The sequence below is a fragment of the Salinicola sp. JS01 genome (assembly GCF_030284585.1).
Classification (GTDB): Bacteria; Pseudomonadota; Gammaproteobacteria; order Pseudomonadales; family Halomonadaceae; genus Salinicola.
Genome location: NZ_CP127244.1, coordinates 2,269,496 through 2,295,952, shown reverse-complemented (window position 1 = coordinate 2,295,952; position 26,457 = coordinate 2,269,496). Strand labels below are relative to the sequence as shown.

Sequence of the window (26,457 nt, the reverse complement as noted above, 5' to 3'; positions counted from 1 at the left end):
GGCCAACGCATTCTGGGCGGCCGGCGTGCGCTGTCGTCACTGGTTTGAGCCCTCCGCATCAACCAGTGAAGAGAACGACGCCGGTCTCCGGACTCACGCGCGGTGATCTTCGATCACCCGACACCGGGCCTTCCCATGAGTGGATGGCGCGCCGCAATAAAGAGCACCGCTGCTCACAGTGGCTGGACACACAAGGTCCACCGGTGTCTGACACGATTACCGTTGCGGGGGCAGTACGGGGCTCTCACCCGTTTCCCGAACACGTCGCTCTCGACGCGCGGATTGTCGCAGCTTCTCGCCGGCCAGGGAAATGGCGCGTCGCGCGCCATTCACGAGCCGTCGCTGCCGGTCTCCTGCAGTACCAGTTCCACCCGGCGGTTGCGCGCTCGGCCCGCGGGAGTGTCGTTATCGGCCAGCGGCTCGGTGGAGGCGTAGCCGATGGCGCGCAGACGACCGCCATCGATACCGTCCAGACGCAGTGCACGCACCACGGCGGCGGCACGGGCCGCGGAGAGCTCCCAGTTGGAGGGAAACTGCGGGGTCGAGATCGGCACGCTGTCGGTATGCCCTTCGACCGAGATGGTGCCCTGGAACTCCTGCAGCAGCGGAATCATCTTCTCGATCAGCGCGCGCCCCTTGTCGCTGACATCCACGGCGCTGGAATCGAACAGCAGATGGTCCTGGATGCGCAGATTGAAGCCGTGCGGGATCGCGGTCACCTGGACCCCGTCGATCTGCGGCAGCGTGTCGTCCACCGGGTCGGGCAGGTCGAACAGCGGCACCGCGAACAGCAGCGGTGTCATCGGCACCAGCGGCGGCGGTGCCGGGCGCGGCGCGTAGAAGCCGACATCGCTGGCCACGGGGGCAGCCGTCAGCTGGCGCGGCGGACGATAGAAACCGAGCTGGGCGGCGCTCGGCGCGGCCTTGGGGGGCACGGGGGCCGGCACCTTGAGTGCCAGCGTCACTGGTGGCGCCGTGGGTTGCTCGGGGGAGGCGAGCTGGCCGCCGTAGAGCGCCAGCATCAGCACGAAGAAGGTGACCAGCAGCAGCAGCAGGTCGAGATAGCTCATCAGCCAGGAGTCGCTCTCGCTGCCACGCCCACCCTCGGCCAGGGCGTCGTCGTCGAACAGCAGCTCGGCGAAGGGGCCCCGCGCGGCGTAGTCCGTGCTGCCACTCATGAGGTCGGGGACGAGAGGTCCGTGGCCGCGGCCTGGCGCGGATCACGCATCTCGTCGCGGTGTTCGACGCGGTAGGTGTTGAGCGCCTCTTCGATGAACGCGGGCAGGCGACGCTTGCTCACCATCATGATGCCCTCGAGGATCATCGTCATAGCCATCAGTCGCGCCTCGGTGCGCCGCTCCAGCTTCACCGCGATCGGCTTGAATACCAGGTTGGCGAGCAGGATGCCGTAGAAGGTGGACATCAACGCCACCGCCAGACGCGGGCCGATGATCGTCAGATCGCCGGCCTGGATCACCTCGAGCATGTTGATCAGCCCGACCAGGGTGCCGAGCATGCCGAATGCCGGGGCGTAGATCGCCATGGTGCGCAGGATCTGCGCCTCGGTACGCTCGCGCGCCTTCACCCGCACCATGCGCCAGCGCAGCATCTCGCGAATCTCCTCCTCGCGGCTGTTGGCGATCACCATCTGCATGCCGGTGCGCAGGAAGGGGTTGGTGACGCCCTCCAGCGCGCTCTCGATGGCGCGGATGTTACCGCGGCTCCAGTGGCGCGACATTTCGACCAGCTGGTCGAGGTCGGCATCGAGCTCGCTCTGCTGGGATTCGCGCCGGAACACCACCGCGATCTGGCGGCACAGGCGCTGCATCTCGGCGAGCGGATAGCTGATGAAGCTGGCGGCCAGGGTGCCGGTGAGCACGATCGCCAGCCCCGGCAGATTGAAGAAGCTGCTCGGGGCCTGAGCGGTGAAGAGCACGACGGTCACCAGCAGCAGCGCACTGGCGACCATGCCGATGAGGGTGGAGGGATTCATGGACGGCTCGCAACCTGGAAACGGGCAGGTTGGCATCATAGCCCGGGGCGGTCGCGGTCAAAGACGCTAACTGACGCGACTAACGGGCGCTTTTCGTGCGCTGTGTCAGACGCCGCCGCGATGCGACTCGGCATGGATCTGCTGCTGGCCGGCATGCTCGATGAAGCGCACCGGGTCATCGCTGATCACGCCGTCCACGCCCCACTCCCACAGCTTGTCGAAGGCGACGGGGTCGTTGGCGGTGTAGCAGAACAGCTTGATCTCCTCGTCGGCGATCTCGCGGGCGCGCTTGACCTTCAGCTTGCGCCAGTCCAGGTGCAGGCTGTAGGCGGAGAGCCGCTCGGTCTCGCGCCACCAGCGCTTGGGGGCCTTGTCGTCGAGCACGCCCAGGCGCAATCGATCCGGGTTCGCCTCCAGCGCCCGAGCTGCGGTGAGGGCGTGACGGTCGAACGAAGAGACGATCAGCTTCTCCGGCGCCAGGGCTTCCAGGGTCGGCGGCAGTGCCGCCTTGACCAGCTCGATCGCATTGCGCCCGCGGGTCACCTTGAGCTCCAGATTGAGGCCCATGTCGAGACGCTTGAGCAGCGCCAGCATCGCTTCGAGGGTAGCCATGCGCTCGCCGCGGAACTGCTCACCGAACCAGGCGCCCACGTCGAGCCGCGCGGCGCTGGCAGCGTCGAAGCGGAACAGCTTGCCGCGCCCGTTGGAGCAGCGCTTGACCCCGGCGTCGTGCCACAGCACCGGGGTGCCGTCGCCGAGCAGTTGAACGTCCAGCTCTACCCACCGGCATCCGGCCGCATGCGCGGCTTGCACCGCCGCCAGCGTATTCTCCGGCGCGCGCGCGGAGAGACCACGGTGCGCGATATAGCGGGGTCCATCGCCCGGGGTGGGCTGAGGGGACGAACTCTGTGTCATGCGTCTAGGGTCTCCGGTGAGAGGTAAGCGGGGGCTGGCCGGCGGGTGTCGCACGCAGGCGCCGGGGCGACGCCCCGAAATCAGGCTTGACCTTCGTCCACGCCGCGGTCGGCGTCAAGACGGCGCGCGGATTATTTGCGGGCGGCCCCTCGCGTTGCTTGCGCAGACAGCCGTAGAGGGCAATGTCGATTCATTCAAAAACAAACGATTCTCATTCGTTGATAATTATGCATTTCATTTGCAATAATCCGCCGGCGTTCACGGCGGTGGCTGGCTGGAGCGCGTGACGACTCGACAAGAATCGAAAACAAGAGGCGAGACATGGGATCAAAGGGAACCGGCATGGTCTGGGGCGCACTAGCGACACTGATGGCGTCGCCGGGTGTGATGGCAGACGGTGCCGATCAACAACCGCTGGTGGTGACAGCGACGCGCTCGGGTGCCGAACAGCAGGACTCCCCGCAGGTGATCCGGGTGATTTCACGCCAGGAGCTGGAACAGCAGCGACGCATCACTTCCGACTCCTCCGAGATACTCAGCAACCTGCTGCCGGACTATTCACCGCCGCGCCAGAAGATGAGCGGAAGTGGCGAGACCCTGCGCGGACGCACGCCGCTGGTGATGATCGATGGTATCCCGCAGTCCAATCCGCTGCGGCCCACGGGGCGCGAGCTGCACACCATCGACTTCTCGATGATCGATCATATCGAGGTGATCAAGGGGGCCAACGCCACCAACGGTCTGGGCGCCGCCGGCGGGGTGATCAACCTGATCACCAAACGCCCCGAGCCGGGCTCGCTCAATCAGCACTTCGAGGCCCAGCTCACCACGCCGACCTCCAAGCTGGATGGCGATACCAACAGTTACCGCACCAACTACGCGGTCAGCGGCAATCGTGGGCCGGTCGACTACCTGTTCTCGTTGAGCTACGAGGACCAGGGGCTGTTCCTGGATGGGAAGGGTGATGCGATCGGCGTCGACAATACCCAGGGCGACCTGATGAACTCCCGCGCCTACGATGTCTTCGGGAAGATCGCTTACTGGTTCGATGAAGACCGGCGTCTGCAGTTGAGTGTCAATCGCTATCGCATCGAGGGGCAGAACGATTACGTCAGCGTGCTTGGTGATCGTAACGCCGGTGTCCCCACGACCTCGCGCCGTGGCGATCCAGAAGGCTCGGCGCCCTTCAACAGTGTCTGGACCACTGGCGTCACCTGGGACGATTACGATCTCGCCGGCATGCATCTCAATGTGCTGGGCTTCTACCAGGATTACGAATCACTGTTCGGGGCGACCAACTCCGGCACCTTCCAGGATCCCGCGATCGCGCCGGTCGGGACGCTCTACGACCAGACCATGGCCGAGACCCGCAAGTACGGCATCAAGACCTCGCTGACCAAGGAGGGGCTGTGGGATGACCGGATCAAGCTGACCTTCGGCTTCGACGCCATGCGCGACGATACCGAGCAGTATCTGTGGGGCACCGATCGCACCTACGTGCCGAAGGTGAAATACACCGATCTGTCTCCGTTCGCCCAGATCGACTTTAGCCCGATCGAGTCGCTGACCTTCTCGGCCGGGGCGCGTTACGAATACGCCAAGCTCGACGTCGATAGCTATCGCACGGTGGCCGCCAACAACGGTGTGCGGGTAGACGGCGGCTCCCCCGACTTCGACGAGACCCTCTACAACGCCGGTGTGGTATGGCGACCGGTGAAACACTGGAGCCTGTTCACCAGCTATTCCGAAGGGTTTGCCATTCCCGATGTCGGCCGCGTGCTGCGCGGTATCGACACGCCCGGACAGTCGGTCGACAGCTTCGAGAATCTGCGCCCCATCGTGACCGACAATATCGAGACCGGGGTGCGCTATGACGATGGTCGCCTCAATGCCGAGCTGAGCTATTACGTGTCGTCTTCCGACTATGGCACGCGCCTGACGACCCGCAACGACGCCTTCGTGATGCAGCGAGAGAAGACCGAGATCGAAGGCATCGAGGCGTCCGTCGGCTATCGCTTCAACGACCGGCACAGCGCCCGGCTTGGCTACTCCCACATGAAGGGACGTTACGACAGTGACGACAATGGCACCCTGGATGCCAAGCTGAACGGGCTCAACGTGGCGCCGGACCGGCTGGTCGCGAGCTGGAGCGCCCGGTGGTCTCCGCGCTGGACGTCGTTCGTGCAGATCGATCACGCTTTCGACAAGGATTTCGACGACAGCAGCAATGGCTGGGACACCGACTTCGACGGTTACACCCTGGTCGATGCCGCCGTCGGCTATCGGCTACCGGTGGGGCAGTTGAATCTCGCCGTCGCTAACCTGTTCGACAAGCAGTACATCACCTACTACTCGCAGAGTGCGCTGGATAGTCCCAATGCGGACTATATGAACGAACGCTACTTCGCAGGGCGAGGGCGGACTATGACCCTGGGCTACAGCGTGGACTTTTGATGTCGCCGACGATATCAGCCGGGCTGGCGTGCCGAGTGATCGAGCGGACCCGCGATGAAACGTCGTGAGTTCATGGCCCGGGCGCTGGCACTGGGCGCCATGCCGACGCTGGCATTGGGTGCCATGCCGGCGCTGGCGCGTGCCGGCATCACGCGCCAGGAAGAGCCAAGCGCGCCGCGCCGAACACAGCGGATCGTCACGCTGTTCCAGGGGGCCACCGATACCGCGGTGGCGCTCGGCGTGGTTCCGGTCGGGGTGGTACTGTCATGGCAGTATCAGCCGATCTACCCCTATCTGCGCCCGGCGCTGGCCCAGTCTGCGCTTCTGGGGTTGGAGACACAGCCCAACCTGGAGCGGATCGCACTGCTGGAGCCGGATCTGATCGTGGCTTCGCGTTTCCGTCATCAGCGTATCGCGCCGCTGCTGTCGGCGCTGGCTCCGCTGACGCTGCTGGATGATATCTACCACTATCGATATACCCTCGAGACGATGGCGCAGGCACTCGACCGCCAGGCTCGGGCCGAGTCTCTGCAGCGGGTGCTGGCATCGCGCATGGCGGGACTACGCGCACGACTGCAGCAACGTTTCGGCGCGCGCTGGCCGCTGACTGTGGCGCTGCTCGATGTCAGGGCCGGCGAGATTCGCAGCTACCTGGCGCCCAGCTTCGGCGGCTCGGTACTGACCCAGCTCGGGTTTGGTTGGCCCCTACAGGTCGAGGGGCAGCCTGGGGTGCTGTTGACACTGAGCGGCGTGGAGAGCCTGCCGGCGCTCGACGCCGACGTCTTCTTCCTGCTACAGCCGCGCGACCGGCCCGCGCGCGAGCACTACGGACGTCTGCGCGGGCATCCACTTTGGCAGCGTCTGGCGGCGGTGCGTCAGGGACGTGTCTGGCAGGTCGATCCGGTAGCCTGGAGTCTCTCCGGGGGCATCCTGGGCGTCTTCGGCATGCTCGACGACCTGGATGCCTGGCTGGATACCACCGAGGCCTCGGCATGAGCCTGCGCACGATTCTGGCTATCGTCGGACTGGCCATCGCCGTGGTGGTGAGCCTGATGGCGGGGGCTCACTGGTCCAGCCCGCTGCAGGTATGGCAGGCGCTGTGGTCGCCGTCACCGACCGATGTCGATGATCTGCTCATTCGTACCACCCGTATGGCTCGCACCCTGGTGGCACTGACGGTGGGCGCAGGGTTGGGCGTGGCCGGCGGTATCATGCAGACCCTGACACGCAATCCGTTGGCATCGCCTGGGCTGCTCGGCGTCAACGCTGGCGCGCTGCTGGTGGTGGTCTGTCTGGCCACCTTGGGGAGCGGCTTGCCAGCGTGGCTGGCGAGCGGCGGCGCCTTCGCAGGCGCGGCGCTGGCGGCACTGGCGGTCTGGGCGATAGCCATGCGTCCAGCAGCCCCGAGTGGGCCGCTGCGACTGATCCTGGCCGGCGCCGCGTTGAGTGCGCTGTTCCATGCTTTCAGTCAGGCGCTGCTGGTGATCGATCAGCAGGGGCTGGATACGATGCTGTTCTGGTTGGCAGGGTCGGTCGCGGCCCGGCCGTTGACGCAGGTCTGGCCGCTGATGCTGATCACGCTGGCGGCACTGCTGGCGTGCTGGCCCTGTCTGCGGCAGTGGAACGTGCTGGCGGCGGGGGAGGCGGTGGCAGTCGGCGCCGGTATCTCGGTGCGGCGCCTGCAACTGATCTCGGTCGTGTGTGTGGTGCTGTTGGCGGGCGCGGCGGTGGCGATGGCGGGCAATATCGTCTTCATCGGGCTGATAGTGCCGCACCTGGCGCGACGTCTGGCAGGGCCGGATCATCGCCACTGGCTGCCGCTGGCGGCGCTGCTGGGTGCCATGCTGCTGCTCGTCGCGGACGTGATGGCGCGGACCCTGATTCCGCCCCGGGAAGTGCCCATCGGCGTGATGACGGCGCTACTCGGGGCGCCGGTGTTCATGGCACTGGTGCGTCGCCAGGGGGGCCGCCATGGGTGAGGCTCGCGCGCTGCGCCTTGGACCCTTTTCGCGTGTCGTTACCTGGCGAGCGTGGCGCCGTGTGGCGCTGGCACTGTTGGTGGTACTGCTGATTCTGCTGGCCTCGCTGGCTCTCGGCGAGGCTGCCGTGTCTGCGCCGCAGTGGCTGGTGGCACTGCGCTCGCCCGATAGCGGCGCTGGCCTGATCCTGTGGCAGCTGCGCCTGCCACGGACGCTGCTGGGAGCGCTGGTGGGGGCGGCCCTGGCGCTTTCTGGCTGGTTGCTGCAGCAGGTCATGCGCAACCCGCTGGCGTCGCCGGATACCTTGGGCGTGACCGCCGGCGCCGCGACTTTGGCGGTCGGCTATCTGGCATTCTTGGCCGCCGATGTCGGCACCGCCTGGATGCCGCTGGCGGCGGCCCTCGGGGCGCTGCTCGCGGTACTGCTGGTGATGCTGGCGGCCTGGCGCGGGGGGGCGACGCCGCTGCGGCTGGTGCTGATGGGCATCGGACTGTCGACGCTGCTGAGTGCGGTGACGACCTTCGTGCTGGTGTCCAGTCCGCTCACCACCACACTGTCGGCCTACGTATGGCTGACCGGTAGCGTTTACGGCGGCAACTGGTCCGATGTCGGGTGGCTCGCGGCTTGCTTCGGTGTGGCGCTCGTGGCGCTGATGCCATTGGTGCGTCTTGCCTTGCTGGCGCCGCTGGACGACGGCTTGGCGGTGGGTATCGGGGTGCGGGTACAGTGGACACGCACGCTGTTGATCCTGCTGGCAGCGGGGTTGGCGGGTATCGCGGTGGCCTGGGGTGGGGCGATGGCTTTCGTCGGCCTGGTGGCACCGCATGTGGCGAGACTTCTGTTGCGCCAGCCGGGCGCGGCGCAGATCGTCATGGCAATCCTGGTCGGCGCGGGCATGACGATGGCGGCAGATCTTGCCGGGCGGCTGCTGTTTCCGCCGCTGGATCTGCCGGCGGGGCTCTTCGTGGCGGCCATCGGAGCGCCGTTCTTTCTGGGATTGATGATGAAACAGGCACGCTGACGCCATGGCGACTCTCTCTGCGAACCGACTCACACTGGGCTACCAGCGGCAGGCCATTCTGCGCGAGCTGTCGCTCGAGCTGCCGGAAGGGCGCATCTCGGTGCTGGTCGGCAGCAACGGCTGCGGCAAGAGCACGCTACTGAAAGCATTGGCTCGACTGCTGACGCCGTGGCAGGGTCAGGTCGCTCTCGACGGTGAGGATATCCGGCAGCGGCCGACCAGGGCGGTGGCCAGGACTTTGTCGCTACTGCCACAGCACCCGGTGGCGCCGGAGGGCATCAGCGTGCGTCAACTGGTGGGGTTGGGCCGCCATCCGCATCAGAGCTGGCTGGCGCAGTGGTCCGAAGACGATGAACGCGCCGTGGCGCAGGCGCTTTCGAGGACCGGCCTCGATGACCTCTCCGAGCAGCGCGTCGAGACGCTTTCCGGTGGCCAGCGTCAGCGTGCCTGGATCGCCATGGCGGTAGCTCAGGACACGCCGCTGATGCTGCTCGACGAGCCCACATCGTTTCTCGATCTGACCCACCAGATGGAGGTGCTCGAATTACTCGTCAGCCTCAACCGTGATGCCGGCAAGACCATTGTCATGGTCCTGCACGATCTCAACCTGGCGTGCCGCTATGCCGACCATATCGTGGCGATTCGCGAGGGTCGTGTTCATGCCCAGGGGCGGCCTCAGGCGGTGATCACCCGTGAACGGGTCAAAGAGATATTCCAGCTCGAGTGCCGGGTGATCGAGGATCCATTCTTCCATACGCCGCTATGCATTCCGTTCGGCAAGGGGGCAGCGTGATGATGCCGGCAGCGGCGCGGGGCCCGCTTGGCCACCAGGATTGCGCTTCGGTGGCGGCCGAGCACCATCGCTATCTGTATGAGTCCCTGTGCCTCGAGTCGGCGGATGCCGCGGGGGCGGCGGCACTGTCGATGACGGCGTTCCGCGACCCCCGGCGCTGCGCTGAACTGCTGGACCGTCTGGGGCCGATTCTCGGCTCGCCCGACCGGCGCACCACCGCCTCGTTGCTGTCGAAGCGCCTGGGTTTTCTGCTCACCGGCGCGCCGCTCTATCTGCTCTCGGTGTGCGATCGCGGGCTCGATCTGGCGCCGGGCAACTGCCTGATCGATATCCGCCACGATGGCCAGGCGTGGCGTTCGACGCTGCCACTGCGCTCGCTGCAACTTCAGCGCTGGGCGCCGGCGTCGCGGGAGCGCGCGCGTCATGCCTTGTTGAAGCAGCTGTTCGCCGGGCTGATCACACCGCTGTGGCAGACCCTGCGTGAGGTGGGCGGCGTGCCGCCGCGCATGCTGTGGGAGAATCTGGCAGTGCGGGTCTATTCACTCTACGAACGCCGCCTGGCCGAGCTCGAAGGCGGGCTGGTCGACGCCGCCGCGCGCCGGCGCTGTGAGGCGGACTACCGCTTCCTGCTCGAGGCCGACCCCGAGCTGTTTGGCATCGACTTCAACCCGCTGGCGCGTTTCCATCACGCCAAGACCCGCCGTGCGGATGGCGTCGAGGTGCGCTACCGGCGCAGTTGCTGCCTCTATTACCGTGCCGCCTGCCCGGTGGCCTACTGCCAATCCTGTCCGCTGAGCCGGTCTCGAACCGAGGGGTGATGCCGGTCCCCGGGGTCGGTGGCGCGCCCGCGGCGATGGAATATGCTAGGCTGCGCGCTTTTGCCTGCCCGCGTCCGGCGGCACGCCAACAGCGTGCGTCAGCGCGGGCGGGGCCGAGTCGATGCGTGCGGAGAGTCCGATGAAAGTCGTTCATGTGAAGAACCCCGAGAGCCGCGAGGCGTGCCTGGCCCAGCTGTGCGCCAATGTCTATGGCCGTGAAGCGGGGCTGGCGCCGCTGGTCACCTTCGCCGGGACCCTGGGCGTGCTGTTCGAGCAGGAGGCCGCACGGCTGTTCGCCCTGACCGACGACGACCGCCAGGTGCTGAGCCTGGCGCTGGTCTCCGCCGACGTCGAGGGGCGCAGCATGGAGCTGGCGATGGTCTCGACACCTCAGGGCGATGGTCATAGCGAGCACAGCGCGCGCCTCATCCGTCTGCTCGCCGAGAAAGCGCCGCTGCGCGTGCTCGCCAATGACGCCGAGGCGCAGCGCTTTTTCCGTGACTGCGGTATCACTCGCTGGATCGATGCCGAGGGCGGCATGCTTGTCGGTCTGGCGCCGCGTCATCCCGAGCCCAAGGGCGGGAAGCTGCCCGGCGTGGTGCGCTTCGACGGCGACGGCATCGTCAAGACCTTCAAGGCCGACCCGGAGACCTTCGAGTCCTACAAGCAGCGCTTCGTTGCCGCGCTGGAGCGCTTTCCCCACAGCGTGATCTGACCCCATCGAGCGGGCCGAGCCTCCGAGCATCAAACCGGCCCGTTCGCGGCGTGTGGCTTGACCCGGCTGGCGAATGGCGCTTGGATGAGGGTTTGGACAGGACTGAGGTATCGACAGGACTGAGGTTCGTGTCGTTCGATACCCCTACGCACGCCAAGTACGCCAAGCTCAACCCGTTTCCCCACAAGGACAGTTCATGGTCAAGCGCATTCAGTTTTCTCGCACCGGCGGCCCCGAGGTGCTCGAGTATGTCGACTTCGAACCGGCAGCGCCCCAGGCGGGCGAAGTGCGCGTCGAGAACCGTGCCATCGGCCTCAACTTCATCGATATCTACTTCCGCACCGGGCTCTATCCGGCGCCGTCGTTGCCGTCCGGGCTGGGCACCGAAGGGGCGGGGGTGGTCGAGGCAGTGGGCGAAGGCGTGACCCACCTTGCTGTCGGTGACCGCGTGGCCTATGCCCAGGGGCCCCTCGGCGCCTACTCGCAGCTGCACGTGCTGCCGGCGGAGAAAGTGGTCAAGCTGCCCGAGGACATCTCCTTCGAGATCGCCGCGGCGTCGATGCTCAAGGGGCTGACGGTGCAGTACCTGCTGCGCCAGACCTTTCCACTGGAGGGCGGCGAGACGATCCTGTTCCATGCCGCGGCCGGCGGTGTGGGCTCCATCGCCTGCCAGTGGGCCAAGGCGCTCGACGTCAAGGTGATCGGCACCGTGGGCTCTGACGAGAAGGCCGAGCTGGCCAAGCGCAACGGCGCCTGGGCGACGATCAACTACCGCAAGGAGAACGTCGCCGAGCGGGTACGCGAGCTGACCGGCGGGGCCATGGTGCCGGTGGTCTACGACTCGGTGGGCAAGGACACCTTCACCACCTCGCTCGACTGTCTCGCCCCGCGCGGGCTGATGGTGAGTTTCGGCAACGCCTCCGGCGCGGTGGAGGGGGTCAATATCGGCATTCTCAACCAGAAGGGCTCGCTCTACCTGACCCGCCCTAGCCTCAACGGCTACGCCGACACGCCTGAGCGGCTGGATGAGATGAGCCTGGATCTGTTCGATCTGCTCGAGAGCGGCAAGGTCAAGATGGATATCGCCCAGCGTTTCGATCTGGCCGACGCGGGCAAGGCGCAGGAGGCGCTGGCGGCGCGGCGCACTACCGGGTCGACGATTCTGATTCCCTGAGCCGCGCCCGTGAGCGCCGGTGCACGGCCGCCGGCGTGACAATGACCTATGCTGCAAAAGCCGGCAGCGCCTCTGGGGCGCTGCCGGCTTTTTCGCTGCTGCGGGCAGGCTCGGCAGGTGGTTTGCCTATCAAACCTGTTGCCGGGAGGGCAGCAGTGCACGACAAGGAGTCATACCCATGCAGGATGCCTATTGGGTCTTCGCGGTCCTCTTTCTGACCCTGGTCGCCTTCGTCTGGGGGCGCTTTCGTTACGACATGGTGGCCATGGCGGCGCTACTGGCGAGCGTGCTGCTGGGGCTGGTGCCCGCCGATCAGGCATTTTCCGGCTTCGGCCATCCGGCGGTGATCACCGTCGCCGCGGTGTTGATTCTGAGTCGTGGCTTCGAACACGCCGGCGTGGTCGACTGGATCGCCGAGAAGACGCTCAAGGCCGGTAGTCGCCCGATCTGGCAGCTCTCGGTGCTCACGGCGACGGTGATCCTGCTATCGGCGATGATGAACAACGTCGGTGCGCTGGCGCTGCTGCTGCCGGTGGCGGTGCGCGTCGCCCGCGAGCACGACACCTCGCCCTCGCTGCTGCTGATGCCGCTGGCCTTCGGTTCGCTGCTGGGCGGGCTGATCACACTGATCGGCACGCCGCCCAATATCATTATCAGTGCCTTCCGCGCCGGACAGGGCGAGGGGCCCTTCAGCATGTTCGACTTCGCCCCGGTAGGCGGTGCGGTGGCGCTGGCGGGGCTCGCCTTCATGATCCTGCTGGGCGGGCGGCTGACGCCGCAGCGCCAGGGGCAGGCCTCCGCCGACGAGCTGTTCGAGACCTCGGCCTATCTCAGCGAGCTGCACGTCAACGAGGACGCCAAGGCGGTGGGCTGGAGCCTGCGCGAGTTGCGCGAGGTGTGCGGCGACCCGGTGCCGGTACTGGCCGTGCTGCGTGGCGAAGAGCGCTACTCCGGCCACCGCTTTTTCGGACCCCTGGCCGCCGGCGACATCCTGCTGCTGGAGGCAGGCCCGGAGGATCTCAAGCTGCTCGAGGACAAAGCGGGGCTGAGCATCAGCGCCAGCGGCGAGGATGACGAGGATAGCGATGACGCGCGGCCCCGACTCGATGCCGATGAGTTGCAGCTGGTCGAGGTGGTGGTACGCAACGACTCGATGATGATCAACCGCACCGTCTCCCAACTGCGCCTGCTCAACCAGCACGGCCTGCATCTGGTGGCGGTCTCCCGCGATGGTACCCGGCTCAAGCAGCGCCTGCGCGAGGTGCGCTTCCAGCCCGGCGATGTCCTGCTGCTGCAGGGCGACGAGAACAACCTGAGCGAGAGCCTGTCGACCCTGGGCTGTCTGCCGCTGGCCAGTCGTAAGCTGGCGCTGGGGCAGCCGCGCCAGCTATGGCTGTCGGTGGGCATCTTCGCGCTGGCGATCGCCGCCATGGTGTTCGATCTGCTGCCCGCGGCCATCGCCATGTCGCTGGCGGCGCTGATCACCCTGGCCCTGGGCGTGCTGCCACTGCGGGAGGGGTATGACGCGATCGAGGGCTCGGTGATCGTGCTGCTGGCGGCGATGCTGCCGGTGGGCAAGGCGCTGGAGACCAGCGGCGGGGCGCAGATGATCGCCGACGCCATGATGTCGGCGGGCAGCGGCTGGCCGCCGGTGGTCACCCTGACGGCGCTGTTCGTGCTCACGCTGCTGCTCTCGAACGTCATCAACAATGCCGCCGCGGCGCTATTGATGGCGCCGATCGCAGCCAATCTGGCCAGCGGCATGCAGGTCTCGCTCGATCCGTTTCTGATGGCGGTGGCGGTGAGCGCCTCCTGCGCCTTCCTCACCCCGATCGGGCATCAGTCCAATACCCTGGTGATGGGGCCGGGGGGCTATCGTTTCCGCGACTACTGGAAGCTGGGGCTGCCGCTGTCGGCGGTGGTCACGCTGACCGCGATTCCTCTCATCTTGCTCATTTGGCCGCTATCATGAGCGCAGCTTCCGTCAGCCGTGATGTTCCGCGATCCGCCATCGCGACCCGCTTGCCGAGAGACCTGCAATTTATGGCCACCATCGATGTTTCCACGGCGCCCGCTCGGGCTAGCGCCGTCGTTCGCGACCACCTGCCCGGTGCCGATTCATCCCGCGCTGATCCGCCACCGGTGCCACCTGGGCGTGCCGCACTCGGGTGGCGGCCGCTGCTCGCCGCGCTCGCCATGAGTCTGCTGCTGGCCGGCTGCGCCACGCCCCACGCCACCCAGTCTGACGCCGCGCCGGCGGCAACCAGCACCACCGGCAAGGCCGCCGGCAAGCGCAAGGCGCCGGGACCGGTGGTAGCGCACGAGCGTGAGCCACGGCCGGTGCCCAACCAGCGCCGCCGGGTCGGCGAAGCGACCTACTACGCGCCCTATTTCGAAGGGCGGCTGACCGCCAGCGGTGAACCCTACGATGGCCAGGCGATGACCGCAGCGCACAAGACGCTGCCGTTCGGTACCCGGGTCAAGGTGACGCATCTGAGCACCGGGGACAGCGCCATCGTGCGAATCAACGACCGCGGGCCCTTCGTCCCCGGGCGCATCATCGATCTGTCGCAGCGGGCTGCCGAGAAGCTGGGACTGATCGATGACGGCACCGCCGACGTCCAGTTACAGGTGCTGGAGCAGTAGTCGGCCTGCCATCTGAGGTTATCGTGAACACTGGGGTTATCCCGAACTGCTGGCGCGCCCCGGCGGCACAAAAAAACGCGGCCCCGTTCTCGAACGGGGCCGCGGCCTTTTGGGAGAGAGAGGCTGGGGATCATTACTGCTGGCCCCCGGCCCCTATTCACGCCGGCGTGGTGTGGGTCTGGCGCTCGTGGTTGGCACTCGGCTGCTGGCTGGTGAAGGCGTCGAAGTCGAAGTCGTCGACCGTCAGCATGTCCAGCACCTCGGCCTCGTGGGCGCGCATGAATACGGCATCCTCCTCGCTCAGCAGGCCGGCTTCTAGACCCGCTTCGATCCACTGCTCGGGGTGCAGTGCGGCTTCCGGCAGTTCGCGCTTGGCGCGCGCCTTGGCCAGCGTGCGATAGATCGTCTCGGCGCGCTCGGCGTTGGCCAGCAGCGCGTTGTAGCGTGCCAGCGGGTTCTCCTGCTGACCCTCTTCCCAGCTGTCCCAGGTATTGCGGGTGAGCTTGTGACGCAGCGCGGTGTCGGTGGAGATCGCCTTGGCGATATCGCGGGTCAGGCTGTCCTGCGGCTTGTGCCAGCGGCGCCCCAGCGGCATCGTGATGCCAGCGAGCAGATGGGCCAGGGCGCGGTTGGGCAGGTTCTCGTAGAGCTCCACCAGGGCCTGCTCGGCGCGGTTGAGCAGGAAGCGGCAGCTGTAGTGGAACAGCGCGGCTTCACCGTCGACCCGGTCACTGTCGTGCCACTGCTTGAGCACCATCGACAGCAGGTAGAGGTTGGAGAGCACGTCGCCCAGGCGCGCCGAGATCATCTCACGCTGCTTGAGCTTGGCGCCCAGGCTGGCCATGGCGGCGTCGGCGCACAGGCCGAAGGCGGAGGAGAGGCGTGCCACCTCCTGCGCATAGGGCTTGGCCAGGGAGTCGAACGGTACCTCGGCGCGGCCGAGTCCCAGCGCCTGGGTGAAGGCGCGCGCGGCGTTGCCGAAGATCAGCCCGGTGTGGCGGAAGAAGAGCTTGTCGAATGCCGCGAAGTCATTGCTGTCCTTGGCCGCCAGCTCGTCGAGCACGTAAGGATGGCAGCGGATCGCGCCCTGACCGAAGATCATCAGGTTGCGGGTCATGATGTTGGCGCCCTCGACGGTGATCGACACCGGCGTGGCACTGAAGCCGATCCCCAGGTAGTTGCGCGGCCCCAGGGTCACGGTACGCCCGCCATGCACGTCCATGGCGTCGATCATCATCTCGCGCTGGAATTCGGTCAGCTGGCTCTTGAGGATCGCCGAGGGCACCGCCGGCTTGACCCCGTGGTCGATGGTGTTGGCGGTCTGCATCACCGCGGCCTGGGAGATATAGGCCTTGGCGGCGAGACGCGCCAGCGGCTCCTGCACCCCCTCCATGTCGGCCACGGCGATGTTGAACTGGCGCCGGATCCGCGCGAAGCCGCCGGTCCAGCCCACCGCGTAGCGCCCGGTGCCGGCAGCGCCGGAGGGCAGGGTGATGCAGCGCCCCACGGAGAGGCACTCGACCAGCATGCGCCAGCCCTGGCCGGCCATCTCCAGCCCGCCGATCAGGTAGTCGAGCGGGATGAACACATCCTTGCCGCGGATCGGACCGTTCATGAACGGGCTGCCGATCGGATGGTGACGGCGGCCGATCTGCATGCCTTCGGTCTCACGCGGGATCAGCGCACAGCTGATGCCGATATCGCTCTCGCCGCGTTCGAGCAGGTTGTCCGGGTCGAACATGCGGAAGGCCAGGCCGACCACGGTGGCTATCGGTGCCAGGGTGATCCAGCGCTTCTCGAAAGTGAGCTTGAGGCCGAGGACTTCCTTGCCTTCGTGCATGCCGCGGCAGACGATACCCACATCGGGGATAGAGGTCGCGTCGCTGCCGGCGCGCGGGCCGGTCAGCGCGAAGCAGGGGATGTCACGGCCATCGGCCAGGCGCGGCAGGTAGTGGTTCTTCTGTTCTTCGGTGCCGTACTTGAGCAGCAGTTCACCCGGGCCGAGCGAATTGGGCACGCCCACGGTGCTCATCAGGGTCTCGTTGAAGGCGAGCTTCTGCAGTACCGCTGACTGCGCCTTGGCCGAGAACTCGAGGCCACCATACGCCTTGGGAATGATCATGCCGAAGAAGCGCTCCTTCTTCAGATAATCCCACAGCTCGGGGGGCATGTCGGCGCGCTCGCGGGCGATCTCCCAGGCGTTGCACATGCCGGCGGCGACCGCGCACTGGTGATCGATGAAGGCTTGCTCCTCGTCGCTCAGGCCGGGGTTGTCGAACGCCAGCAGGCGTTTCCAGTCCGGGCGGCCGCTGAACAGCTCGCCGTCCCAGGCCACGGTGCCGGCATCCAGCGCCACGCGCTCGGTCTCGGAGACCTTGGGCGCGATCTTCTTGAACACCTTGAACAGACGCGGCGACAGCCACAGCCGGCGCAGCGGCTTGAGCCCGCAGATGGCGATGCCGGCGGCGGCGATCAGCAGCAGGACGCCGATGATCTCGGCATCCAGAACCAGCCCCAGTACGCCGAGAACGGCGAGTACCGCGACGGCCGGCAGGGCGCCGGCCTCGCGACGCATGACGACCAGACAGCCGACGATGGCGGCGACGAGAAGCAGCAGTGTGATCATGGCGAACTCCGCAGGAGAAGACGTCGGGAGTGCCGGCCGCAGACACCGCTGCGGGGGACGCTCCCACAAATTCAGACGAGCGTTTGAATTTGGTTTTCAGACTAGCGGATCGCAGGCCGGCTGGCTAGCGTCTCGGCTCTTATCCTTTTGGGCTAGTCGGGCTCGCTTCAGCGTGCCAGACCGCCTGCCGATAGGCTCCTAGACGAGTCGAGGGCACACTAGGGGCGCAGAGACATACGACGCGATGGCCGTCGTCGATCACCGGTCACCATCCATCGATCGCACGCGATCCTCAACGGAAGCCTGAATGAAACTCCTCTTGCGTCTCATGGCCCTGGGTCGGCGCTCGTACAGCATGAACTTCGACCTGCCCCGGTATCGATTCCTGCGTTGGCTCAACGGCTGCGATCGTGCGTTGCCGGACGAGGTGATAAAAAGGCTCAGTGGTGGCGCCATCATGCATCTGCCGCTGCTGTTGGCGGGGATGACGTGCACCTTGCTCGCCGGCGTGGCCATGCTGATCACCACTCCATCGCCGTTCATGCTGGCCTGGGTGATATTGAACCTGGGGCTGATGGCCGGCCGAGTCCTGGAGTACCACTGGCGTCAGCGACGCGCGCAGCGCGGCCAGAGCGCGCCGGTGGACGGGATTCTCATTCTCGTGCTGCTATGGGCGCTGTCACTGGGCGGGCTCGGTGTCTATGCCCTCATGGAGGCGCCACCACCGCTGCAGCTGGTCGCCATCGGTACCTTGCTGGTGGTATCCAGCTCATTTCCCGCCCTGTGCATTGGCCGGCCGCGGCTGTCGGTCCTGCTGGTGCTGCTCGCCGATGTGCCGCTCAAGCTGGCGGTGCCGTTCCAGGCGGAGGGTGCCTACTGGATCTTCGTCGCCCAGGGGCCGGTCTACTGGCTGGCCACGCTATGGTTCAGCTGCTATCTCAATGGCTTCGCCGAGCGGGCCCTGTTGGGGGAGAGCCGCAGCCGCTTCCAGGCGGAACACGATTATCTGACCGGCCTCCACAATCGTCCCGGCTTCTATCGCCGGGTCGATGACTTGCGCCGCAGTGTCGCGGGCGCGCTGCCAGCGACGCTTTACTATATCGATCTGGACGGCTTCAAGCAGATCAATGACCACCAAGGCCACGAGGCCGGCGACGCCCTGCTGGTGGACGTGGCGGCACTCCTTCAGCAGGTGTTGCGTCAGCAGGATCTCGTCGTGCGCTGGGGTGGGGACGAATTTCTGCTGCTACTGTCCGGCGCCAGCGAGTTCCTGGCGTCGGAGATCGCCGAGCGCCTGCTGGCGACCATCAAGGCGCTCGACAAGACCTATCCCGGGGTGGGGATGAGCATTGGCATTGCACGCGAGGCCGACCTCCGTCAGTTGGACGCCGAGCGGCTGATGAAGCTGATCGATCGCGCCGATGCCGCCCTCTATCAGGCCAAGCGCGCCGGCAAGGGGCGCTATCGTCACGCCGGTTGAACGCGGCGAGCCTTACTCCTCGCCGGCGCTGAGTCGGCGTGCTCAGTCGGCGTGCTCGTTGGCCAGCTGCCGCGGGCGCAGGCGCCGATGCAGGCGGTCGAGATAGAGATAGACCACCGGCGTGGTGTAGAGCGTGAGCAGTTGGCTGACCACCAGACCGCCGATGATGGTGATCCCCAGCGGGGCACGCAGGGCGGCGTTCTCGTCGGTGCCCAGCAGCAGCGGCAGGGCGCCCAGAATCGCCGCCAGGGTGGTCATCATGATCGGGCGGAAGCGCACCAGGGCGGCGTGACGAATCGCCTCCAGCGGGCTCATGCCCTGCTCGCGCTCGCAGATCACGGCGAAGTCGATCAGCATGATGGCGTTCTTCTTGACCACCCCGATCAGCAGGATGATGCCGATCAGCGCGATCAGCGTGAACGGCGTATCCAGCGCCATCAGTGCGAGCAGCGCGCCGACCCCCGCCGAGGGCAGCGTCGAGAGAATCGTCAGCGGGTGGATATAGCTCTCGTAGAGAATGCCCAGCACCAGGTAGACGGTGACCAGCGCCGCCAGGATCAGCCACGGCATCGCTTCGATGCCGCTCTGGAAGGTGCCGGCGCTGCCCTCGAAATCGACCTGGATCGCGGTGGGTGGGCGCAGCGCGTCGACCGCTGCGCGAATGCGCTCGGTGGCCTCGCCGAGGGAGACCCCATCCTCGAGGTTGAACGAGATCGTCGTGGCAGCGAACTGCCCCTGGTGATTGACACTGACCGGCGTGGTGCTGCGCTCGATATGGCTGAACGCTGAGATCGGCACCAGGGTATCGTCCTTGCCGCTGACGTAGAGGTCGCCGATCGCCTCCGGCGCCTGGCGATAGGGCGCCGCCACCTCCATCACCACGTAGCGCTGTTCGTCGGCGTCGTAGAGGCTGGCGACCTTGCTCTGGGCGAAGGCCTGGCCCAGGGCGGTATCGATGCTACGCATGTCGACGCCCAGACGCGCGGCCAGGTCGCGATCCACCACCAGCTTGGCCGACTGCCCCTCGCCGCGGTTGTCGCTGTCGATGGCGGTGATGCCGTCGACGCTCTCCATCGCGGTCTGCACCTTCTTCGACCACGTGCCTAGCAGGGCCAGGTCATCGCTCTTGAGCGTGATTTCGTACATCGAGGCGCTGGTCGAGCGGCCGCCGACGCGGATGTCCTGCAGCGGGAACATGAAGGTGCTGACCCCGGGCATGCCCTGGAGACCGGCCATCAGGCGGTTGCCGATGGCCTGGGTCGACTGGGTGCGCTGCGGCTTGAGAGTAATGAACAGCGTCGCCGAGGCGCCGCCGCGGCCCGGGCCGCGACCGCCCATGAAGCCCAGCACGCTGGCCACCGCGGGGTCGGCGGTGAGGCGCTCGCGGACCTGGCGCAGCTTGTCCGAGGCAGCGTCGAACGACAGCGCCTGGTCGGCGCGCATGGTGCCGAGCAGACGCCCGGTGTCCTGCTCCGGCACGAAGCCCTTGTCCACCGCGACGTAGAGATAACCGTTGAGCGCGATCACGCCGAGCAGCGACAGTAGCGTCAGCCGGCGGTGTCTGAGCGCGATGTCCAGGCTGCGTGCGTAGAGGTCGAGACAGCGCCGGCCGAAGCCGGCGAGCGCCCGCGACCAGCGCGGCTCCTGGGCGCGGCTGGGCTTGAGCCAGCGCGCGCAGAGCATCGGCGTCAGCGTCAGCGAGACCAGCAGCGATACCGCGATGGCCAGTGACAGCGTGACCGCGAACTCGTGGAACAGCCGCCCGATGAAGCCGCCCAGCAGCAGCAGCGGAATGAACACTGCCACCAGCGAGACGCTCATCGCGGTGACCGTGAAGCCCACCTCGCGGGCGCCATCCAGCGCCGCCCGCAGCGGCGGTACGCCGCGTTCGATATGGCGCGCGATGTTCTCCACCACCACGATGGCGTCGTCGACCAGAAAGCCGATCGAGACGATCAGCGCCATCAGCGACAGGGTGTCGAGGGAGAAGTCGAACACCCGCATCATGGCGAAGGTGCCCACCAGCGAGACCGGAATGGCGACGCTGGGGATGATGGTGGCGCGGGCGTTGCGCAGAAAGAGAAAGACCACCAGTACCACCAGCGCGATCGCCAGCAGCAGCGTCAGCTGGGTCTCGTGCAGTGACGCCTGGATACCCGGCGCGCGGTCGAGCTCGACGCTGAGATTGACATCCCCCGGCAGCGCCGCGCGGATAGTGTCGAGCCGCTCGCGCACCCCGGCGATGGTCTCGATGATATTGGCCCCGCTGGCCGCGCTGACTATCAGCAGTACTGCCGGGCGGTCGTTCTGGAAACCGACGTTGTAGCGATCCTCGACCCCATCGCGAATGGTGGCGACATCGCCCAGGCGTACCTCGGCACCATCCGTGCCGCGCTTGATCACCACCTGGTCGTAGTCGCTGGCTTCGAGCAGTTGCGAGTCGGTGTCGATCTCCCAGCGGTGGTCGATGTTCTGGACGAAGCCGGTGGGCGACTGGGTGGTGGCGGCGCGCAGCGCTCCGGCCACCGCGTCCAGGGTGATACCGGCGTGGTTGAGCCGGCGCGGGTCGAGGGCGACGCGCACCGCCGGTGACGAGCTGCCGCCGACGCTGACGTCGCCGACCCCCTGGACCTGGGCGATGGGCGGGGCGATCTGGGTATCGGCGAGGCGGTAGAGCTCACCGGTGGGCAGGGTGTTGGAGGTGACCGAGAGAATCAGCACCGGCGCTGCCGAAGGGTTGAGCTTGCGGTAGCTGGGGCGGCTGGTCATGGCGCTGGGCAGCAGCGGCTGGGCATCGTTGATCGCCGCCTGGACCTCCTGGGCGGCGACGTTGATGTCCTTGTCGAGATCGAACTGGACGATGATCCGGCTCGAGCCGCTGCTGCTGCTGGAGGTCATCTGGGTGATCCCGGGAATCCGCCCCAGCGAGCGCTCCAGCGGGGTCGCCACGCTCGACGCCATGGTCTCCGGGTTGGCGCCGGTGAGATTGGCGATCACCAGAATGGTGGGAAAGGAGACGTTGGGCAGCGGCGCCACCGGCAGTCGCTGGTAGGCCAGCGAGCCCAGCATCACCACCGCCATCGCCAGCAGCAGGGTGGCCACCGGGCGACGGACGAAGGGGGCCGAGAGACTCATGCCTCAACCTCGTCGGCGGCCGTGTTCGGCGCGTCTCGCCGCCAGCGCGCCGCCTGGCGGTCGAAGAACAGATACACCACCGGCGTGGTGAACAGCGTCAGCAGCTGGCTGAAGAGCAGTCCGCCGACCATGGTCAACCCCAGCGGCTGGCGCAGCTCGGCGCCGTAGCCGCTGGCGAACATCAGCGGCAGCGCCCCGAGCAGGGCGGCACAGGTGGTCATCATGATCGGCCGGAAGCGCAGCAGCGCCGCGGTGTGGATCGCCTGGGCCGGGGCCATGCCGCGCTCGCGCTGCGCCTCGAGGGCGAAGTCGATCATCATGATGGCGTTCTTCTTGACGATACCGATCAGCAGGATGATGCCGATCACCGCGACCAGACCCAGCGCGCCGCCGCTCAGTTGCAGTGCCAGCAGGGCACCGATCGCCGCCGAGGGCAGGGTCGAGAGAATCGTCAACGGGTGGATGAAGCTCTCGTACAGAATCCCCAGCACGATATACATGGTGACGATGGCGGCCAGGATCAGCCACAGGGTATCCCCGGTGGAATCGTTGTAGGCCAGCGCCGCGCCGCGATAGCTGAGCGTGGTCTGCGCGCTCAGGCTCTCCTGCGCCGCTTGGTCGACCGCAGCGAAGGCCTGCGACAGCGAGTAGCCATCGGCGACGGCGAATGACATCAGCGCCGAGGGGAACTGGTTCTGCCGCTGCAGCGAGAGCGGGGTGGTGGTCTCGTGCAGGCTGACCAGAGTGGTCAGCGGGATGCGTTCGTCGTCGGCGTTGATCACGTAGAGCCGCGAGAGCGCTGCCGGGCCATCGCTGTCGGCGTGGTTGGCGGCGAGCACCACCCGGTACTGGCTGGCCTGGGTGAAGATGGTCGAGACCAGGCGCTGGCCGAAGGCATCGTAGAGCGCGTCGTCGATATCGGCGACGCTGACGCCGAGACGCCCGGCACGGGCGCGGTCGATGGTCACCTGGAGCTTGCGCCCGGCGTTCTGCACGTCGCTGGAGACGCCGGCCAGCGCTGGCGCCTGACGCAGCCGGGCGAGCAGCTTGGCGGCGTCGGTGTCCAGGGTGGCGCGGTCACCCTGGGTCAGCGCGAACTGATAGGGATAGCGGCTGATGGTGTCTTCCAGGGTCAGATCCTGGACCGGCTGCAGCGCCACCGTCAGCCCGGGTATGCCCTGACTCGCCTGGCGCAGCCGGGCGAGCACCGTGTGGAGGCCGTCGCGCGCATCCAGCGGCTTCAGGTTGATCGTCACTCGGCCGCTGTTGAGGGTGGTGTTGGTGCCGTCGATGCCGATGCTCGAGGAGAGACTCGCCACCGCCGGATCGGCGAGCAGGCGGTCGATCAGCTGCTGCTGGCGGACCGACATGGCGTGGAACGAGGTCGACTGGGTGGCGGTGGTGATACCGCGGATCACCCCGGTGTCCTGTACCGGGAACAGCCCCTTGGGGGTGAACGCGAACAGCAGCGCGGTCACCGCCAGGGTGGCCACGGCCACGCCAAGGGTAAGGCCCTGGTGGCGCAGCACCCAGTTCAGGGCGTGCTCGTAGCCACGGGTCAACCGCCCGAACAGACCCTGGCGGCCGCGTACCAGCGCCTCGTCATCACTCTCCTCGACCGCCTCCGGACGATGCTTGAGCCAGCGCGCGCAGAGCATCGGGGTCAGCGTCAGCGAAACGAAGGCCGAAATCACGATCGAGATCGCCAGGGTCAGTGCGAACTCGCGGAACAGCACCCCGACCACGCCGCTCATGAACACCAGCGGAATCAGCACCGCCAGCAGCGATACCGTCAGCGAGAGAATGGTGAAGGCGATCTGGCGGGAGCCCTTGAGCGCGGCGGCCAGCGGCCGCTCACCCTTCTCGATGTAGCGGGTGATGTTCTCCAGCACCACGATGGCGTCGTCGATGACGAAGCCGGTGGCGATGGTCAGTGCCATCAGGGTGAGGTTGTTGAGACTGAAGCCGGCCAGCTGCATGGCGCCGAAGGTACCCACCAGCGACAGCGGCACCGCCAGGCTGGGAATCAGCGTGGCCGGGATGTTACGCAGGAACAGGAAGGTGACCATGACCACCAGCGCAATCGCCAGCATCAGCTCGAACTGCACATCCTTGACCGCGGCGCGGATGGTGGTGGTGCGGTCGGTGAGCACGCGCACGTCGACGCTGCCGGGCAGGGTGCGTTCCAACTGCGGCAGGGTGCGCTTGATGCTGTCGGCGACCGCGACCACGTTGGCCCCGGGCTGGCGCAGCACGTCGATCAGGATCGCGCCGTCCTGGTTGGCACGCGCCGAGAGATAGGCGTTTTCAGCCCCTTCTTCGACCTCGGCGACATCGCCCAGACGCAGCACACCGTTGGCATCGCTCTTGAGTATCAGGTCGCGATAGCCGTCGGCGGAGAGCAGCTGGTCGTTGGCGTCGATGGTATAGGCGCGGTAAGGGCCATAGAGGGTGCCCTTGGCCTGATTGACGTTGGCCGCGGCGATGGCGCTGCGCACCGCGGCCAGATCGAGGCCGTGGGCGGCCAGCTGGCGCGCATCGACGCTGACCCGGATCGCCGGCTGATGGCCGCCGGCCAGCTTGACCTGACCCACGCCGCTGATCTGGGCGATCTTCTGCGCCATGCGCGTGTCGACCAGATCGTAGACTCGGGTCAGCGGCAGGCTCTTGGAACTCACCGCCAGGGTCATGATCGGTACGTCCGCGGGGTTGACCTTGCTGTAGCTGGGCGGGCGCGGCAGATCGTCCGGCAGCAGGGTCTCGGCCTGGCTGAGCGCGGCCTGAACCTCCTGCTCGGCGACTCCCAGGTCCGAGTCGAGGGCGAAGCGCAGGGTGATCAGCGAGGCGCCGCCGGTGCTGGTCGAGCTCATGTCCTCGAGGCCGGCGATCTCGCCCAGTTGATCCTCCAGCGGCGAGGTGACGTGGGAGAGCATCACGTCCGGGCCGGCGCCGGGGTAGAGCGTGGTCACCTGGATGGTGGGGAAGTCCACCTCCGGCAGCGATGAGATCGGCAGCAGACGATAGGCCAGGGCGCCGGCGATCAGGATCGCCAGCATGATCAGCGAGGTGGCGACCGGGCGCAGGATGAACAGGCGAGAGGGGTTCATGAGGCGCTGCCGTCCGCGCCTCCTGCCGGCGCGGCCGAAGCCGCCCCTTGGGTGGCGCTGGTATCCGCGCCATCTCCGCCGCCATCTCCGCCGCTATCTTCGCCACTATCTCCGCCGCTATCACCAGCGTTACTGCCACCCGGCTCATCAGCGCTGGCGCTGCCACTGTCGTCGGTGGACTCCCCCGGCAGGGCATCGCTGACCACACGCACCTTGGCGCCGTCGCGCAGGCTGTCGACGCCGTCCACCACCACGCGCTCGCCGGCGTCAAGGCCACTGGCGATGGCGCTCTGGTGGTTCTCGCTGGCACTCACTTCGACCTCGCGACGCGTGACGCTGTCGTCGGCGTTGACCACGTAGACGTAGTCGCCGTTCTGGCCGGTCTGAATCGCCGGTTCGGGTACGATCACGCGGTCGCGTAGGGTCTGCGAGATCAGGCTGACGTCGACATAGGCATTGGGGTAGAGCCCGCCGCTGGGGTTGTCCAGGGTGGCGCGCAGGCGAATGGTACCGGTGGCGCTGTCGATGCGGCTATCGACGCTGGTCAACTGGCCGTTGACGCTCTGGCCGTCGGGACCGGTCACGCTCACCGCCGGATGTTCGCCGGCTGCCAGGCGCGCCCGCACGGTGTCGACGTAGCGGCTGGGCAGCGAGAAGATCACCGAGATCGGGTCGAGCTGGGTCAGGGTGACGATGGGGTCGCTGTCACCCAACTGCACGATATTGCCGGGGTCGACGTTACGGATACCCACCACGCCGCTGAAGGGCGCGGTGATCCGGGTGTAGTCCAGCTGCACCTGGGCGCTGTCGACCGCCGCCTGGTCGGCGGCCACGCTACCTTCGTACTGACGCACCAGCTGGCGCTGCTGCTCGAGCTCCTGACGCGAGACATAGTTGGTGGAGATCAGCTTCTGATAGCGTGCCAGGTCTTCACGCGCCGAGGCCAACTGGGCCTGATTCTGGCGCAGCTGGCCCTGGGCCTGGGCCAGCGCCGCCTGATAGTCGCGCGGGTCGATCCGTGCCAGCAGTTGGCCTTTCTCCACCCGATCGCCTTCGTTGAAGGCTACCTCGGTCAGCTCGCCCTCGACCCTGGTGCGGATATCGACGCTGCGCAGCGGGCGTACGGTACCCAGGGCGCTGAGGCGCAGCGGCAGATCGCCGCGGCTGGCGCTGACCGCCGACACCGCGGTGGCCGGGGCACCTGCGCGGGCGGAAGGGGTAGCCTTGTCCGCCGGGGCCAGCAACAGGCGATAGGCGACCCCGGCGAGCACCACCAGCAGCAGAATCAGCAGCAACCAGCGCAGCGGACGACGAGGGCGTTGAGTAGGCGAAGACGACATGGGCGGCGGCAATCCTTGGACGGCGTTCGTGATGAGCCTGCGCCAGAAGCGTAGACGCAAACCGTGACAGGCTAAACAGATTCGCAGTCTAACGGAACAGTGTTCACGAAATGCGCAACCTGCACACACGGGTTCGATCCTCGGAATCTTGGCCGTGCGACGAGAAAAAAGCCCGACCATCGTTGTAGCGCGCCAAACGAATCAGGACGCTGCGCCACATGATATGGAACACCGGTAACGGCCGCACAGCCTCCGCGTAAA

The 26,457-nt window shown here is 66.9% G+C and carries 18 protein-coding genes and 1 riboswitch; of the genes, 11 read left to right on the top strand and 7 right to left on the bottom strand.

What is annotated here, in order from left to right:
* Positions 1–61: 61 nt before the first annotated feature.
* Positions 62–282: riboswitch (cobalamin riboswitch) on the bottom strand.
* Between the two features lie 47 nt (positions 283–329).
* From QO259_RS10560 to QO259_RS10550, 3 genes are all read right to left on the bottom strand, one after another.
* Positions 330–1,178 carry an OmpA family protein gene (locus tag QO259_RS10560; RefSeq protein ID WP_285949949.1) on the bottom strand — a complete coding sequence of 283 codons (849 nt, stop codon included), beginning with the start codon at positions 1,176–1,178 and terminating at the stop codon, positions 330–332.
* Entirely contained in the window at positions 1,175–1,993 is an 819-nt protein-coding gene (locus tag QO259_RS10555; RefSeq protein WP_207037113.1) for a motility protein A, read from the bottom strand. The genes QO259_RS10560 and QO259_RS10555 overlap by 4 nt, the downstream gene beginning before the upstream one ends.
* Before the next feature lie 105 nt (positions 1,994–2,098).
* Positions 2,099–2,908 (bottom strand): glycerophosphodiester phosphodiesterase family protein, encoded by an 810-nt coding sequence (locus QO259_RS10550; protein WP_285949948.1) that lies wholly within the window; start codon positions 2,906–2,908, stop codon positions 2,099–2,101.
* Positions 2,909–3,229: 321 nt separating this feature from the next.
* Here QO259_RS10550 and QO259_RS10545 point away from each other — a divergent pair, with 321 nt between their 5' ends.
* The 10 genes from QO259_RS10545 to QO259_RS10500 all read left to right on the top strand — a co-directional run bounded on the left by QO259_RS10545 (position 3,230) and on the right by QO259_RS10500 (position 14,508).
* Positions 3,230–5,362: a TonB-dependent receptor gene (locus QO259_RS10545; protein ID WP_285949947.1), complete on the top strand. Its 2,133-nt coding sequence runs from the start codon at positions 3,230–3,232 to the stop codon at positions 5,360–5,362.
* 54 nt (positions 5,363–5,416) lie between these two features.
* Complete coding sequence (locus QO259_RS10540; RefSeq protein ID WP_285949946.1) at positions 5,417–6,358, top strand: ABC transporter substrate-binding protein; 942 nt, start codon at positions 5,417–5,419, stop codon at positions 6,356–6,358.
* The gene (locus tag QO259_RS10535; protein WP_285949945.1) at positions 6,355–7,341 is read left to right on the top strand and encodes a FecCD family ABC transporter permease; all 987 of its coding nucleotides are present in this window, start codon (positions 6,355–6,357) and stop codon (positions 7,339–7,341) included. Before QO259_RS10540 ends, QO259_RS10535 begins: the two co-directional genes overlap by 4 nt.
* Complete coding sequence (locus QO259_RS10530; protein ID WP_285949944.1) at positions 7,334–8,362, top strand: FecCD family ABC transporter permease; 1,029 nt, start codon at positions 7,334–7,336, stop codon at positions 8,360–8,362. The genes QO259_RS10535 and QO259_RS10530 overlap by 8 nt, the downstream gene beginning before the upstream one ends.
* A 4-nt stretch (positions 8,363–8,366) precedes the next feature.
* Positions 8,367–9,155 (top strand): ABC transporter ATP-binding protein, encoded by a 789-nt coding sequence (locus tag QO259_RS10525; RefSeq protein ID WP_285949943.1) that lies wholly within the window; start codon positions 8,367–8,369, stop codon positions 9,153–9,155.
* Between the two features lie 50 nt (positions 9,156–9,205).
* On the top strand, positions 9,206–9,973 hold the full coding sequence (locus QO259_RS10520) for an IucA/IucC family C-terminal-domain containing protein (RefSeq protein ID WP_285949942.1): 768 nt from the start codon (positions 9,206–9,208) through the stop codon (positions 9,971–9,973).
* Positions 9,974–10,112: 139 nt separating this feature from the next.
* Positions 10,113–10,688 (top strand): hypothetical protein, encoded by a 576-nt coding sequence (locus QO259_RS10515; protein ID WP_207037121.1) that lies wholly within the window; start codon positions 10,113–10,115, stop codon positions 10,686–10,688.
* Between the two features lie 196 nt (positions 10,689–10,884).
* Complete coding sequence (locus QO259_RS10510; protein WP_285949941.1) at positions 10,885–11,862, top strand: NADPH:quinone reductase; 978 nt, start codon at positions 10,885–10,887, stop codon at positions 11,860–11,862.
* Between the two features lie 178 nt (positions 11,863–12,040).
* Positions 12,041–13,834 carry an SLC13 family permease gene (locus tag QO259_RS10505; RefSeq protein ID WP_285949940.1) on the top strand — a complete coding sequence of 598 codons (1,794 nt, stop codon included), beginning with the start codon at positions 12,041–12,043 and terminating at the stop codon, positions 13,832–13,834.
* A gap of 224 nt (positions 13,835–14,058) precedes the next feature.
* Positions 14,059–14,508, top strand: coding sequence for a septal ring lytic transglycosylase RlpA family protein (locus QO259_RS10500; RefSeq protein WP_285949939.1), 450 nt, complete (start codon positions 14,059–14,061; stop codon positions 14,506–14,508).
* 157 nt (positions 14,509–14,665) lie between these two features.
* Here the strand turns inward: QO259_RS10500 and QO259_RS10495 are convergent, their stop codons facing one another.
* Positions 14,666–17,134, bottom strand: coding sequence for an acyl-CoA dehydrogenase (locus QO259_RS10495; protein WP_285949938.1), 2,469 nt, complete (start codon positions 17,132–17,134; stop codon positions 14,666–14,668).
* A 307-nt stretch (positions 17,135–17,441) separates the two neighbouring features.
* Between QO259_RS10495 and QO259_RS10490 the strand changes: the two genes are divergently transcribed.
* The gene (locus tag QO259_RS10490; protein ID WP_285949937.1) at positions 17,442–18,614 is read left to right on the top strand and encodes a GGDEF domain-containing protein; all 1,173 of its coding nucleotides are present in this window, start codon (positions 17,442–17,444) and stop codon (positions 18,612–18,614) included.
* Positions 18,615–18,656: 42 nt separating this feature from the next.
* On the opposite strand, the gene QO259_RS10485 is transcribed toward QO259_RS10490, so the two are convergent.
* Genes QO259_RS10485 through QO259_RS10475 form a run of 3 tightly spaced genes read right to left on the bottom strand, consistent with a single transcriptional unit; the run spans position 18,657 to position 26,196 of the window.
* Positions 18,657–21,749, bottom strand: coding sequence for an efflux RND transporter permease subunit (locus QO259_RS10485; RefSeq protein ID WP_285949936.1), 3,093 nt, complete (start codon positions 21,747–21,749; stop codon positions 18,657–18,659).
* Complete coding sequence (locus tag QO259_RS10480; protein ID WP_285949935.1) at positions 21,746–24,856, bottom strand: efflux RND transporter permease subunit; 3,111 nt, start codon at positions 24,854–24,856, stop codon at positions 21,746–21,748. The genes QO259_RS10485 and QO259_RS10480 overlap by 4 nt, the downstream gene beginning before the upstream one ends.
* Positions 24,853–26,196 carry an efflux RND transporter periplasmic adaptor subunit gene (locus tag QO259_RS10475; protein ID WP_285949934.1) on the bottom strand — a complete coding sequence of 448 codons (1,344 nt, stop codon included), beginning with the start codon at positions 26,194–26,196 and terminating at the stop codon, positions 24,853–24,855. The genes QO259_RS10480 and QO259_RS10475 overlap by 4 nt, the downstream gene beginning before the upstream one ends.
* Between the last annotated feature and the right edge of the window lie 261 nt (positions 26,197–26,457).